Here is a 13,983-nt window from a genome sequence, read left to right as displayed (position 1 = left end):
CGCTACTTATGTCGATATCAATAGCGCAGCACTTATTTTGAATATTAAAGAGGCCGCTTTAAGTCTAAAGTAAATTGCTCTACTAGTGATAGCTCGCAGGTTTTATAGGTTATTGCGGCGCTCAAAGCGTTAGGTAACTTTAATGAGTAGCGCCACTGGCAACTATGCTTAATATAATTTTCGTTACTGGCAATGCTTTTTATAAACAGCTGTAAAATTTGCGTATTGCCAGTTTCAAATTTTAATTTGTTTAACTCAAATTTGCGCTTTTGGATCCAAGTGTTTTGCAGTTGTTTAGCTGTATTTAACTGATCATCTAGGCACTGAATGTAACGCTTAGTAACCTCTGGTGTTGCTTGAGCAGGTAATTTACATGTTTGCTGGGCAAAGCTTACCGAGCTAAAAAATAATAAAGTTAAGCTTAATAAATAAATTATAGAGTTACTTTTTTTCATGGTAATTAAACTCTAGCATAAACTTGGCCCCGCCTAATTGCTCAGACTTAGAAATTGTGAGTAAGCCACGATACGACTTAACTAAGTCAGATACGATTGCCATACCCACACCATGGCCGCTTTCGTAGGTATCTAAGCGTGTGCCTCTGGTAAGCAGAGATTCGCGTTTGTCTTGTGGTACACCTGGGCCGTCGTCGCTAATACTAATACACAGGGTTTTACCTTGCGCTACTTTAATGGTTACTTGCGAGCGACATGCTTTACAGGCGTTATCAATTAAATTACCAAGTAATTCCATTAGGTCGGTTTTATCACCTAAAAAGTAATCTTTTTTACCTACTTTACAGTCAAAAATAATATCTTTATCGCGGTATACTTTACCCATTGCGCTTAAAATAGAGTCTAAAACAGGTTTAATAACGGTTTGTTTTTTCCAAGTGTCGGAAGCACCTGTAGCAGCACGCTTTAATTGATGCTCGATCATCACATTGATGCGATCTAGTTGTTCTTGTGCATCGGCATCATTTGCCAATGGACTCGACTTTAGTACTGCCAATGGTGTTTTAAGTGCGTGGGCTAAGTCGCTTAATGACGCTCTGTAGCGCTCTTTTTGGCGTTGTTGCGACTCAAGTAATAAGTTTAAATCAGCTTTTATTGTTTGTAACTCTACTGGGTACAAGCCTTTTATTTCTTGTATATCGCCAGACTCTATCGCTTTAATTTCTTTATCTAGGCGCTGTAGTGGGCGGGCACTCCAAATAAAACCAATTGCCATTAACCCAGCAATTGCTATTCCCATTATAAACATCCAGTCAACCAGTGTTTGTTTAAAGCCATCCATAAGCTTTACTAACGCGTCGTTACGTTTGAGTAAAATAAAGCGTGCTTGCTCAGACTGATCAATATTATTGAGAATAACGGTTAAGCTTAATTGCCAATAGCTGGTGTTATTATACTCCACACGCCTAAAGTCAGCGGCGCCGGCTTTGGGCTCAATATATTCTGGCGTAAAATTAACATTCACCGCCGACTCAGAATACCAAATAGGTACATCATCGCGGTATATCATTGCGTAGGTATCTGAATTTAAATTATTAAGCTCGGGGGTTAAAATAGTGCTGGGCATAATAATGCCGCGCTCTGTAAAGTCGACTTCAGAAATTAGGGAGTACAGATGGGCTTCGAGGTTTTTTTCTGTTGCATCAACCAAAGAGGCATAATAAGCGGTGCCTATAGAGTAAAACAAAATAGGCAGAGCGACTAACAAAACAAAGACAAGGATAAATCCTTGCCTTATTTTTAACGATATTTGCGGTGCTACCACTGGCTTTTAAGCCTGTAGCCGCGTCCTCGTAGTGTTTCTACAGGATTTAGTACGCCTTCAGGATCTAATTTTTTACGTAAACGCAGTACAAATACTTCAATTACGTTCGAATCAAGGTCAAAGTCTTGGTCGTAAATATGCTCAGTAAGCTCTGATTTAGAAATTACTTTTTGCGGATTAACCATGAGGTATTCTAGTACTTTGTATTCGTATGCAGTTAAGCTTAACTCTTTATCGTCAACCCACACTTGCTGCGAGCGAGTATGAATTTTAATTGGTCCTGCTGTCATTTCTGGGTTTGCTTTACCTGCGCTGCGGCGAATTAGTGCATTACAACGGGCAATTAGCTCCTCAACATGAAATGGTTTTGTTAGGTAGTCATCTGCACCGGCATCTAAGCCTTCTACTTTGTCTTGCCAACGATCGCGCGCTGTTAGTATTAAAATAGGAATGGTAATGCCTTGGGCACGGGCTTTATTAATAAGCTCAATCCCGTCTATTTTAGGTAAACCTAAGTCAACCACAGCCATGTCCAGAGGGTACTCAGTGATATGAAAAAGACCCGCTTCACCATCGTGGCATAAATCTACGCTGTAACGTTCTTTTTCTAGAGCATTACGCAGGTTATCTGCTAAGTGTAAATCATCTTCTATAACTAAAATTCGCATCAATCAATCCTTTTTCACTTCGCCAGTTTTTTTATTTATTTTTAAATCTACGACGTGGCCGTCAGATTTTAAAATTCGTACAGTATAAAAATTTATTTTTTCGGTAATTTTTAATGTCGTACCGTCAGTGGTTTCTTTTGCAAGTACTACCGCTTTCTTTTTGCTTATCTCAACGCTATTAACCTTGGTTATTGTATTAGCTTGCAGCGTATTAGCAAAACAAATACAAGCGAAAAAGTTGAGGATTAATAATACGCGCATGACGGGACTCCTAGATCAGACCTACTCAGTTTAATAAACCGAGTTACCAAAATTCAATTAAATACTTAATAAGAATTTTACGGCAACAGTTTAATAATTAACGAGTGAACAAACCCTGAATTTTATAGTGAGATCATTCAAGGTTAAGTACATGTGTTATTAAGCAGGGAATACTTTTTTATATGGTTTAACAATTGAGTTTTCATATACACCAGCCGCAACATAAGGGTCGGCTGCTGCCCATTCTCGGGCGGCCTCTAAAGAGTCAAACTGAGCAATTACTAGTGAACCGGTAAAACCTGCATCACTTGGGTCTTCATTATCGATAGCCGGAAGCGGGCCTGCAGTCAGTAAACGGTTTTGCGAATCAAGTTCACTTAAGCGTGCAAGGTGCGCTGGTCGGGCCTCTTTACGCAGTGCTAAGCTGTTTTCAACATCGATTGAATAAATCATGTACAACATAAAGAATCTCATAAAATTTGTTAAATTTAGTTAAGTGTATACTAGCATAGCGTTGAAAAATGGTGAATTAAAAGTGTTTACAGCTTTGTTTACAGTGAGAATATTTTTTTACTGTGTAATTGCTTGAAAAGCGCTGTGTAACACTGTTAGAGTCCCATGGATAAGATAAATAATAACAAGGTTTATACATGAGTGAAAATAGAGAGCATTTTAGCTCCCGCCTAGGGTTTATATTAGCAGCGGCGGGCTCTGCTGTGGGCATTGGTAATTTAGTGGGCTTTCCTGTTTCTGCAACAAAAAACGGTGGTGGCGCATTTTTGCTCGTCTATGCCTTGTTTGTCGCATTTATTTGTTTACCCGTAATGATGGCTGAAATGGCCATGGGCCGTAAAGCGCAAAAAGATCCCCTAGGTTCATACAAAATATTGGGTAACAATGACACAAAATGGAAGTTGGCTGGCTTTTTAGCTGTATTTACTCCTTTTATGATAGCGGTTTTTTATATGGTTATTACCGTATGGATTTTTGGCTATTTAACGCAAACCGCACTTGGTAATTTAGATTCGTTGGCAAACCCTGGACACTTTGGGTTGTTTATTAATAGCTACACAGTATTTGCTTATATGGCAGCTGTGGTACTTGTTGTTAACTTAATTTTGTTAGGTGGCGTAAAGCAAGGAATAGAAAAAGCGGCTAAATTTTTAATGCCGGCATTATTCGTCATGTTAATTGTGTTAGTGGGTTATGTATTAACGCTAGATAACGCGATGGCAGGTGTTAAGTATTATATTATTCCAGATTTTTCTAAAATGAATGCCAGTGTGTTAAATGGTGCGTTAGCGCAAGCATTTTTCTCATTATCGCTTGGTATGGGTATTTTAATGACGTATGCGTCTTATATATCTAAAAAGGACGACATTGTAGGCAGTGCAAAAATGGTTGCGATTACCGACTCATTAGTTGCGTTTGTTGCAGGTTTAATGGTGTTACCGGCTATTTTTAGCTTTGATCCAAATACAGACCCAGCAACGCTTTCTGATTCATCAGTATCGATGATATTTGTATACCTTCCTAAAATATTGTTAGCACTGCAACATGATATTGGTTACTTTGGTGCATCGGCAGTGGCATTCTTATTCTTTTTATTAGTATTTTTTGCTGCAATTACATCACTCGTTTCTATTGTAGAAGTACCTACAGCAACATTAAGCGATCGCAAAGGCATAAGCCGTAAAAAAGCATTGGGTATTTTAACCTTAGCCACAGGCGTACTTACAATCTTATGTACTATGTCGTTTGGTATGGTAGATAGCTTAACGTCGTTTACGGGTTACGGCGGTGAAAGTAAAAGCTTTTTTGATGTAGTTTACGATGTATTTTACGACACCATTTTACCGCTTAACGGTTTAATGGTGTGTTTATTTGTAATGTACCGCTGGAAAAAAGCAAATTTAAGTAAAGAGTTGAGCATAGGCTCGCCTAATTATGCAGGCAGCTTTATGGAAAAATATGTTAACTTTTCGCTTTCAACGTTTATTCCAATTATTTTAGCGACTATATTTATAAACACAGTTGCAACTAAGTTTTTTGGATTGAAATTATTTGGTTTTTAAAAACTGATTAATATTAATTAAGCCGCGTATTTCGCGGCTTTTTTATGTCTGAAATAAATGTACAGCTAATATTAATTGTATTAACGCTGCAGGGTTGACTTGCGTCCTTGTAAGCCTTAGCCTCCCTGACTTTATTTTATATTATGGTTAAATTCCCACGCTTAATTAATTTCATTATGCGTGTATTTAGGAGCATTCAATGAATAAAGCACAACTAGTTACCGCTATGGCTCAAAAAAGTGAGTTAACTAAAAAAGACGCACAAGCAGCACTTACCAGTTTACAAAAAGTAATTACTAAGTCGCTAGCAGAAGGGGATCAAGTTCAAATAAACGGTTTTGGTACTTTTGCATTAAGCTATTACCCAGCACGCACTGGGCGTAATCCACAAACCGGTGCTAGTATTGAAATTGAAGGGGCTAATAAAGCGGTGTTTAAGGCTTCTAAAACGTTAAAAGATGTTCTTTAATTTTATTCTCCATTAAACACTTTATTTATAAAAACAAAAAAGGGCATGTTAAAAATGCCCTTTTTTAATTTCCGTTGTAGTTTATTAAAGCGCTGTAGCAGCTTTCATTTTAGTTACAAAGGCTTTTAATTGTGTGGTCATGGTGGGTAAATCATCAAGGTTTGCTTCGATAATTTTAACCACTGCCGAGCCCGAAATAGCCCCCGCAGCACCGGCATTTAATGCGGCTTTTACATCATCAGGCGTTGAAATACCAAAACCTAATAGTGCTGGTGCGCTATGGTATTCTTTTAATTTAGTTACAATGTTGCCCGCTGGCATTTGAGCTTTTTCGTCAGTGCCGGTAACTCCCGCACGCGACAGTAAATAAGTGTAACCTCTGCCATACGATGCGCATGCACGAAGCGTGTCGTCATCAGCATTAGGGGTGGCAATAAAGATAGGGTCTACACCGTTTGCCATGGCTGCCTTTCTAAATGTTTTTGACTCATGCAGTGGCACATCGGCCACTAAAATAGAGTCTACGCCGGCGGCTTTAGCATCTTTATAAAAGGTGTCTATACCGCGCTTAAAAACTAAGTTTGAATACAGTAATAAACCAATTGGAATATCTGCATTGTACTGGCGTATTTGTTTAATAATATCAAAGCAGTCTTGGGTGTTAATGTGTACATTAAGGGCGCGAATATTTGCTTTTTGAATGACTGGTCCATCTGCGATTGGATCTGAAAACGGAATACCTAACTCTAGGGCGTCGGCGCCGCCATCAATTAAACTTTTAATAATAGCAATACTTTGCTCTTTACCGGGGTCGCCAATAGTTACAAAGGGTACAAATGCCCCGTGTTTTTGCTCATTTAGGGCTGCAAACATTTTACCGTAGCGATCTGTTTTTACTTGGCTCATATTTGACCTCCTTGCGACAATACATTGTGAACGTGGGCTAAGTCTTTATCGCCTCGGCCACTTAAATTAACCACTATAATGCTTTCATCAGTTAGCGCTTCTGCATATTTAAGTGCATAAGCGAGGGCGTGGCTAGATTCGAGCGCCGGAATAATACCTTCATTTTTGGCAAGCGACTGAAAAGCGTCTAGTGCTTCGGTGTCGGTAATGGCTACATATTGTGCACGACCTGTTTCGTGTAAAAATGCATGTTGCGGCCCAACAGCTGGGTAATCAAGGCCGGCAGATACAGAATACGACTCTTCTATTTGGCCGTCGTCATTTTGCATAATATAGGTGTAAGTACCGTGCAATATACCTTTAGTGCCTTTACAAATAGTGGCACCGTGCTCGTGTGTATCTAAACCTTTACCAGCAGGCTCAACACCAATGAGCTTTACACTTGGCTCGTTAATAAAATCACTAAACATACCAATGGCATTAGAACCGCCGCCAACACAGGCAATAACGGCATCAGGTAGGCGACCTTCAGCTTTTAGTACTTGTTGTTTTGCTTCTTCACCAATAATTTTTTGGTATTCACGCACAATAGTTGGGAATGGGTGTGGGCCCGCTGCAGTACCAAGTAGGTAGTGCGCATCTTGATAATTTGCTGACCAGTCACGTAGTGCTTCGTTTACAGCATCTTTTAATGTGCCTGAACCCGCTGTTACCGGAATCACAGTCGCGCCCATTAGCTCCATTCTAAATACGTTTGGTTGCTGGCGTTCAACGTCTTTTGCACCCATGTAAATACGGCATTTTAAACCCAGCAGAGCACAAGCAAGTGCTGTAGCAACACCATGTTGGCCTGCACCTGTTTCGGCAATAACCTCTGTTTTACCCATACGTTTAGTTAATAACGCTTGGCCAAGTACTTGGTTAGTTTTGTGCGCGCCACCGTGCAGTAAATCTTCACGCTTTAAATACAGTTTAACCTTTGGGTTTTTAATTAAATTACGCGTTAAAGTAAGTGGCGTAGGGCGACCCGCATACTCGTTAAGTAATTTTGAAAGCTCAGCCTGAAACGGTGGATCTTTTTGTGCTTTGTTAAATTCGTTTTCTAACTGCTTAAGCGCAGGGACAAGTAGCTCGGGTACAAACATACCGCCAAACTCGCCAAAATAAGCTGGATTTTTCATTTTAACCTCAATAATTTCTAATACTTGTAAATGCGTTTTGTAACTTGTTAGGGCACTTTTTACCCGGAGACTGTTCCACTCCAGAATTAAGGTCTAGCCCTAAGGCGCCTTGAAAAAGTGCCTCTTTAATGTTCTCAGGATTTAAGCCTCCAGCAAGCATAAAGGGGGTGGTGGCATCACGTAGCACCGACCAATCAAATGTTTTACCTGTACCGCCAGCTTGGGTGTTGCTGTGGGTGTCGTACAAAATGCGATCAACACCATGTACTGGAGTCGGCAATGCATCTTTTATTGCCTGTGCTTTCCAAATTTCGCAGTCGCTAGGTAGTTGTGTACGCAAGGTGGTAATGTAATCGTCACTTTCTTGACCGTGTAATTGCACAGCCGCCAATTTTAACACACTTGCGTACTGGGCTACTTGCTCTATAGGCGCATCTACAAATACCCCAACAAAGTTAAGCGGTGCACTTTGGCTAAGCTCTATGGCGCAGTCTAAGTCGACATAACGAGGCGACTTAGGATGAAAAATTAACCCGCCATATACGGCGCCACTTTCATACGCTGCAAGCGCATCTTGGCTGCGCGTTAAGCCACATACTTTGTTATCGCCTAATATAACTCTTTTGCAGGCTTGTTCTAAATCGCGTTCGCTCATAAGTGAGCTGCCAATTAAAAAGCCATCGCAAAGTGGCGCTAATCGTTTTACGTCTTGGTGGGTGTAAATACCCGACTCCGAAATAACGACTTTATTAGCCGGAATAAGTTTACGTAGCTTTTCGGTGGTGGCTAAATCTGTACTTAAATCGCGTAAGTCTCTGTTGTTAATGCCAATTATTTTAGCATCAAGGGCAAGCGCACGGTGTACTTCTGCTTCGTTACTTACCTCAGTTAGCACCGACATATTTAACGAGTCAGCAACGCTATGCAATGCTTTATAGCTTTCATCGTCAAGTACTGAGAGCATTAATAATATAGCGTCGCCGCCATAAATACGCGCCATATATACTTGATACTCGTCTATAAAAAAATCTTTGCAAATAAGAGGTTGCTCTACTTGGCTACGTACAAACTCTAAGTAATCAAAGCTGCCTTGAAAATACTTGGTGTCGGTTAGCACGCTCATACAGCTGGCATACTTTTTATAAACCGAGGTTATTTCTGTTAAATTAAAAGGTTCTCTAATAAGCCCTTTAGACGGCGATGCTTTTTTACATTCTAAAATAAACTGAATGCCAGGGGCTGCAAGTGCTTTATAAAAGCTGCGAATTGTAGGCACCGCAAGGTGCTTAAAGCTATCTAGTGGGCGAGCGGCTTTGCGCTCAATTAGTTCTAATTTTTTATCAGCAACAATTTTGTCTAATACATTAGCCATTACTTACCTCAATAATTGCATTTAGTGTGTTCATGGCTTGCCCTGAACTTAATAACGTGTGTACTTGTTGTGCGCCGTCTTTTAGCGATTGCGCTTTACCACTTAGGTATAACAGTGCGGCCACATTAACAATAATAGCGGCATTATGCGCTTCATCACCCTTACCTTGCAAAATAGCAAGAGAGACATTAGCGTTGTATTGTGGGCCTTCACCGGTTAGTTGTTCAAGTGAATAGTTTGCAAGGTCAAAGTCACTTGGGTTAAGCGTATACTCGCTAATGTTGCCATTATTTAACTCAACCACAGTAGTTGGGCCGTGCAGAGCAATTTCGTCGGTGCCAGAGCCATGTACTATCATTGCGCGCTTGGTGCCTAGGGTTCTTAATGTTTGTGCCATAGGTAGGCATAAATTGGGGTTGTATACCCCGAGTAACTGTACTTCAGGCGCCGCTGGATTTACTAAAGGCCCTAAAATATTAAAAATAGTGCGTGTTTTAAGGGCAGTACGTACTCCCATTGCGTGGCGCACGCCTGGGTGGTACTGAGGTGCAAACAAAAAAGTAAAGCCTGTTTGTTCTAAACAATTTGCCGCTTGTGCTGGCGTCATTTCAATATTGATGCCCAATGCTTTGAGTAAATCGGCAGAGCCTGAGTTACTTGAGACACTGCGATTACCGTGTTTTACCATATTAATACCTGCCGCGGCTGCAACAATAGCAGCGGTAGTGCTAATATTAATTGTATTAGAGCCATCGCCACCGGTGCCGCAGCAATCAGCAAGTTGGTTACGGGTAGTATTAAAGGCGAGCGCATTTTCTCGCATAGACGCCGCAGCGCCAGCTATTTCATCGCTGATTTCGCCTTTTGATTTTAACGCTATAAGCAGTGCGCTAAGCTCAATATCACTCATGTTACCTTGCATTATTTCATCAAACAGCGCTTTAGATTGCGTGTAGCTTAATGATTGGTTGCTTATCAGTTGCTCAATTGCAGTTTGAATGCTCGCATTGTGCATATTAGCACTGAGAACATTAATGTTTTGCTTGGTTTGTATACTCATAATGTTCTCCTTTATTGGCTAGCGGTTAAGTAGGCAATGCTTTGCTGTAATAGCTGCGCGCCGTTTGGGGTTAAAATAGACTCAGGATGAAACTGATACCCTAAAACATTGTCATCATGATGATAAATAGCCATAGGAATATCTTGGTATTGGGCAATTACTGCAATATTATCAGGCACTTTAGTGGCCATTAAAGAGTGATAACGCGCTACGGGCATAGTGCTGCCCATACCGTTAAATACTGGGTGTTCACCTAAATCAATTATTGACGATTTGCCGTGTACGGTTTCCCCAGCATGGCCAATTACGCCGCCATAACTTTGGGTTAAAGCTTGCTGGCCTAAACAAATACCTAGCATAGGGAAGTGACCTTTGGTAAGCGCTATTAAATCCATTAAGCAGCCTGCATTACTTGGTGTGCCTGGGCCTGGGGAAAGTACTAATAGCACTTGGCCTTGTTCTTGGCGCATTTTATTAAAAATAACCTCAGCGCTAATATTGTTTCTGTAAACAACCAGTTCACAGCCAAGCATAGTTAGCTCGTCAACTAAGTTATAGGTAAACGAGTCAAAGTTATCTAAAAAGTAAATTTTAATTGGGTGTTGCTGGCTCATGTTAACCCGCCTCGAAAGTAGATTTAATAGCGGTAATAACCGCTTGTGCTTTAGCACGGGTTTCGTTTGCTTCTGACTGCGGATCTGAGTCAAATACCACTCCGGCTCCGGCTTGCACGTAAGCAATATTATTTTTTACAAAAGCTGAGCGAATAACAATGCAGGTATCCATAGCGCCATCACCGGTTAAATAACCTACAGCGCCACCGTAGCTACCACGGCGTTTACCTTCGGTTTGGCGCACAAGTTCTGCAGCGCGTACTTTTGGTGCACCAACTAAGGTTCCCATGTTCATACATGCTTGGTATGCGTGTAGTGCATCAAGCTCTGGCTTTAGCGTGCCGACAACGCGCGACACTAAATGCATTACTTGAGAGTAGCGGTCTACTTTTAATAGCTCTTTTGCAAAGCGCGTACCGGCTACGCTAATACGGGCAACATCGTTACGGGCTAAATCAACTAGCATTAAATGCTCAGCGCGCTCTTTTTGATCGTTTCTCAGCTCAAGCTCGATGCGGCTATCTAAGTCTAGATTTATTTGACCATTCGCAAATTTGCCACGCGCTCGAGTACCTGCAATTGGATACACTTCGACCTGTTTTGATGCCACAGTGTATTTAAGTGCTGACTCGGGTGATGCACCAAATAAAGCAAAGTCTTCGTCGCGCATATAAAACATATACGGGCTGGGGTTTTGCTGTTTAAGTTTGCTGTAAGCATGAAGTGGATCGGGGCAAGGCAGCGAGAAAGTACGCGAAGGCACAACCTGAAATATATCGCCATCTACAATATTCTTTTTAAGCTTAATTACTTGTTCGCAGTAAGTTTCGTCGCTTATATCAATAGCAACATCGCATTCGCCGCTTTGTATCTTGGCGCTAAATTGTGCAGCGTTATCGCATAAGGTATTTAAGCGCTCTAACTCTTTACCTACTTCAAAGCAGTTTGCATGTACGTCGGGGCCATTAAATACATTACCAATAAGTTCTGTGGTTTGTTTTTGATGATCAATTACCACTAGTGTTTCGGCTAAATAAAATACGTAATCGGGGCAGGTGTTTTCGCCGTCTGGCACATCACTTAACTGTTCAAAATTGGCTACCATATCGTAGGCAAATACACCGCCTAAAAAAACCGAAAAAGGATTGTTGGTGGTGCTTTTAATACTGTTAATACAGGTGCGCAGTGCACTGAATGCATTATCGGCAACCAACTTACTCGCTTCGTCAATATCATTGTTTGAGCTTAAGTACGCAAGCGTTAATGTTGTCTCGTTTAGAGTGGCTTCGCAGCTTTTTACATTGGCTTGTAAATAGCTTAGTAGCTGTTGCCCATTATTTGATTGCGCTGTAATAGTTACGGTTTTACCCTGGCATACAATACGCAGTGCGCAATCAACTAAAATTAAACTTTTAACACTGTCTTTAGACTCAATTTCAGCCGACTCAAGCAGTAGCGAATTTGGCTTATCAAGTGCGCTATATAGTGCAAGCGGGCTACTAATATAGTCGCGTACTTGCGTAATGCTGGTTACTTCACCTGGTGTGGTAGTTATGTGACTAAAAATCAAACCTCATTCCCTCAAAAAAATAAAACCCCGCAATGCTGTGCAATGCGGGGTTTAAATAACGATATCTAAATTACAAACAGATCATTACCGTCCCGCTAAATTAAGCGCCACCAACGATGTGTAAGAGTAAGATTGTTATTCATGTTTTTTAGCCTCTAATGCTTTTTATTTTTTCCAGTCGTTACTGGTTAAAAAGATACGTTTAAATAATAATTATAAAATTTAGTGATAAAAAAACCCGCACAGTTGCGGGTTTTGAATATTTGTTAGACACGACAATTCATCACCCGGAAATTACGAGTGCCACCACCAAATAGTGTTTAAAGTAGAATTGTTCATTATTGTTAATGCTTATAGTGTCTTTAAGTGGCTACAGTAAAACGTATCATATGCTTTGATGTCAAGTGTTTATTTAAAAACAATTTAGTTAAAAAACTTGTTATACTAATTACCGATACTTTCCACACTTAATTTTAAGTAGTTTTCTTTTGATAAAATATGATTTACATAGCCATACAACACATTCCGATGGGCAGCTAAGCGTTGCAGAGCTATTGCATCGTGCTGTTGATAAAAATATAGATGTGTTTGCTATTACAGATCACGATACTGTGGCGGCCATAAAGCCTGCTCAGCATATTATTGATACCGAAAACCTACCATTATCGCTGATCACCGGAGTTGAAATATCAACCCGCTGGGAAAGCTTTGAAATTCATATTGTGGGGTTAAATATTGATACTGAAAATTCAGACCTAACGGCTTTATTGCTAGAGCAACAGCAAAAACGCGAAACTCGCGCGTTAGAAATAGGTACACGCCTAGCTAAAAATGGCTTTGATGATATTTACGAACAAGCCAAAGAGCTTGCAAAAGATGCGCAAATTACTCGCGCGCATTTTGCTCGCGCTTTAATAGCACGCGGTGTTGCAAAAAACTTTCCCGGGGTATTTAAAAAATACTTAGGGCGCGGAAAAACCGGTTATGTACCAAGTAGTTGGTGCGATATGCAAACGGCTATTAAGGCGATTCATGCCGCTGGTGGAGTGGCGGTTTTAGCTCACCCTAGCAGTTATCAAATGTCTAATAAATGGCTACGCAAATTATTGGTTGAGTTTAAATCTGTCGGCGGAGACGCAATGGAAGTTGCTCAGCCTCAGCAAGCACCAAGTGATCGTCAATTTTTAGGCGAGTTGAGCCGTGAGTATGATTTGTTGTGTTCACAAGGGTCTGATTTTCATTTTCCGACAAGCTACTTAGAGCTTGGTAAAAATCTATACTTACCTAAGGATTGCCGCGGCGTTTGGCAAGCTTGGGAAAAGCAAGAAGGAGCAGCAACATGAGTCAACTATTTCATATTCATCCAGAGAATCCACAATCAAGGTTAATTCAACAAGCTGCCGATATAATTAAGCAAGGCGGCGTTGTTGTTTACCCTACAGATTCGGGGTATGCCATAGGGTGTAATATTGGTAATAAACAAGCAAAAGAGCGTATTGAGCGTATTCGTGGCATAGAAAAACACCATAACTTTACCTTAGTGTGCCGCGATTTATCTGAGCTTTCTACGTATGCACGCGTAGATAATCAAACCTTTAGATTAATAAAAAACAATACTCCCGGGCCTTATACTTTTATTTTTAAAGGCACTAAAGAAGTACCAAAACGTTTATTAAACGACAAGAAAAAAACCATAGGTATACGCGTTATAGCGCATCCTATTGCGTGTGCATTGCTAGAGGAACTTGGCGAGCCACTCATGTCGTGTTCACTTATTTTACCAGGTGAAGAATACACTGAGTCAGATCCAGATGAAATTATTGAGCGATTAGATAAACACGTAGATTTAATTATCCATGGTGGTTATTTAGCAGAGCAAGCAACCACAGTGGTTGATTTATCTGAAGATGAAGTGCAAATTTTGCGTGTTGGCTGTGGTGATACTAGTCCGTTTGAGTAAAAAATAGTGAACGAAGAAAACACCAAACCAATAAGCACCCCCATTGAAAAGCCAGTGCAGCAAAAGCT

15 protein-coding genes are annotated in these 13,983 nt (G+C 40.6%); 4 read left to right on the top strand and 11 right to left on the bottom strand.

Annotation, left to right across the window (positions count from 1 at the left end; all coding sequences use genetic code 11):
- Positions 1–44: 44 nt before the first annotated feature.
- The 5 genes from AAEZ22_RS00290 to AAEZ22_RS00270 all read right to left on the bottom strand — a co-directional run bounded on the left by AAEZ22_RS00290 (position 45) and on the right by AAEZ22_RS00270 (position 3,170).
- Positions 45–455, bottom strand: a complete 411-nt coding sequence (locus tag AAEZ22_RS00290; RefSeq protein WP_339684738.1) for a hypothetical protein — start codon at positions 453–455, stop codon at positions 45–47.
- Complete coding sequence (locus AAEZ22_RS00285; protein WP_011327965.1) at positions 442–1,779, bottom strand: ATP-binding protein; 1,338 nt, start codon at positions 1,777–1,779, stop codon at positions 442–444. The genes AAEZ22_RS00290 and AAEZ22_RS00285 overlap by 14 nt, the downstream gene beginning before the upstream one ends.
- Positions 1,773–2,447: a response regulator transcription factor gene (locus tag AAEZ22_RS00280; RefSeq protein WP_007375447.1), complete on the bottom strand. Its 675-nt coding sequence runs from the start codon at positions 2,445–2,447 to the stop codon at positions 1,773–1,775. The genes AAEZ22_RS00285 and AAEZ22_RS00280 overlap by 7 nt, the downstream gene beginning before the upstream one ends.
- 3 nt (positions 2,448–2,450) lie before the next feature.
- Positions 2,451–2,708, bottom strand: a complete 258-nt coding sequence (locus AAEZ22_RS00275) for a PepSY domain-containing protein (protein WP_011327966.1) — start codon at positions 2,706–2,708, stop codon at positions 2,451–2,453.
- A gap of 159 nt (positions 2,709–2,867) precedes the next feature.
- Positions 2,868–3,170, bottom strand: coding sequence for a YciI family protein (locus AAEZ22_RS00270; RefSeq protein WP_058373227.1), 303 nt, complete (start codon positions 3,168–3,170; stop codon positions 2,868–2,870).
- Between the two features lie 188 nt (positions 3,171–3,358).
- On the opposite strand from AAEZ22_RS00270, the gene AAEZ22_RS00265 reads away from it, so the two are divergent.
- Positions 3,359–4,783, top strand: coding sequence for a sodium-dependent transporter (locus AAEZ22_RS00265; protein WP_011327968.1), 1,425 nt, complete (start codon positions 3,359–3,361; stop codon positions 4,781–4,783).
- A 199-nt stretch (positions 4,784–4,982) separates the two neighbouring features.
- The gene (locus AAEZ22_RS00260) at positions 4,983–5,252 is read left to right on the top strand and encodes an HU family DNA-binding protein (RefSeq protein WP_089368169.1); all 270 of its coding nucleotides are present in this window, start codon (positions 4,983–4,985) and stop codon (positions 5,250–5,252) included.
- Between the two features lie 84 nt (positions 5,253–5,336).
- Here AAEZ22_RS00260 and trpA read toward each other — a convergent pair whose 3' ends face one another.
- The 6 genes from trpA to AAEZ22_RS00230 are packed head-to-tail and all read right to left on the bottom strand — an operon-like array spanning position 5,337 to position 11,955.
- Positions 5,337–6,158: a tryptophan synthase subunit alpha gene (gene trpA, locus AAEZ22_RS00255; RefSeq protein ID WP_089368170.1), complete on the bottom strand. Its 822-nt coding sequence runs from the start codon at positions 6,156–6,158 to the stop codon at positions 5,337–5,339.
- The gene (trpB, locus tag AAEZ22_RS00250; RefSeq protein WP_352295703.1) at positions 6,155–7,339 is read right to left on the bottom strand and encodes a tryptophan synthase subunit beta; all 1,185 of its coding nucleotides are present in this window, start codon (positions 7,337–7,339) and stop codon (positions 6,155–6,157) included. Before trpB ends, trpA begins: the two co-directional genes overlap by 4 nt.
- 7 nt (positions 7,340–7,346) lie before the next feature.
- Complete coding sequence (gene trpCF / locus AAEZ22_RS00245) at positions 7,347–8,711, bottom strand: bifunctional indole-3-glycerol-phosphate synthase TrpC/phosphoribosylanthranilate isomerase TrpF (RefSeq protein ID WP_339684750.1); 1,365 nt, start codon at positions 8,709–8,711, stop codon at positions 7,347–7,349.
- Positions 8,704–9,771 (bottom strand): anthranilate phosphoribosyltransferase, encoded by a 1,068-nt coding sequence (gene trpD, locus AAEZ22_RS00240; protein ID WP_089368172.1) that lies wholly within the window; start codon positions 9,769–9,771, stop codon positions 8,704–8,706. Before trpD ends, trpCF begins: the two co-directional genes overlap by 8 nt.
- An 11-nt stretch (positions 9,772–9,782) precedes the next feature.
- Complete coding sequence (locus AAEZ22_RS00235; protein WP_041454404.1) at positions 9,783–10,385, bottom strand: aminodeoxychorismate/anthranilate synthase component II; 603 nt, start codon at positions 10,383–10,385, stop codon at positions 9,783–9,785.
- A gap of 1 nt (position 10,386) precedes the next feature.
- Positions 10,387–11,955: an anthranilate synthase component 1 gene (locus AAEZ22_RS00230; RefSeq protein WP_182677079.1), complete on the bottom strand. Its 1,569-nt coding sequence runs from the start codon at positions 11,953–11,955 to the stop codon at positions 10,387–10,389.
- 488 nt (positions 11,956–12,443) lie between these two features.
- Between AAEZ22_RS00230 and rnm the strand changes: the two genes are divergently transcribed.
- On the top strand, positions 12,444–13,298 hold the full coding sequence (gene rnm / locus AAEZ22_RS00225; protein ID WP_182683269.1) for an RNase RNM: 855 nt from the start codon (positions 12,444–12,446) through the stop codon (positions 13,296–13,298).
- On the top strand, positions 13,295–13,915 hold the full coding sequence (locus AAEZ22_RS00220) for an L-threonylcarbamoyladenylate synthase (protein WP_011327977.1): 621 nt from the start codon (positions 13,295–13,297) through the stop codon (positions 13,913–13,915). The genes rnm and AAEZ22_RS00220 overlap by 4 nt, the downstream gene beginning before the upstream one ends.
- Positions 13,916–13,983: the final 68 nt, after the last annotated feature.

Source organism: Pseudoalteromonas sp. 20-MNA-CIBAN-0454 (assembly GCF_040308685.1).
GTDB lineage: Bacteria > Pseudomonadota > Gammaproteobacteria > Enterobacterales > Alteromonadaceae > Pseudoalteromonas > Pseudoalteromonas nigrifaciens.
Note: the sequence above shows the minus strand (reverse complement) of the source record. Positions and strands in the feature narration are given on the sequence as shown.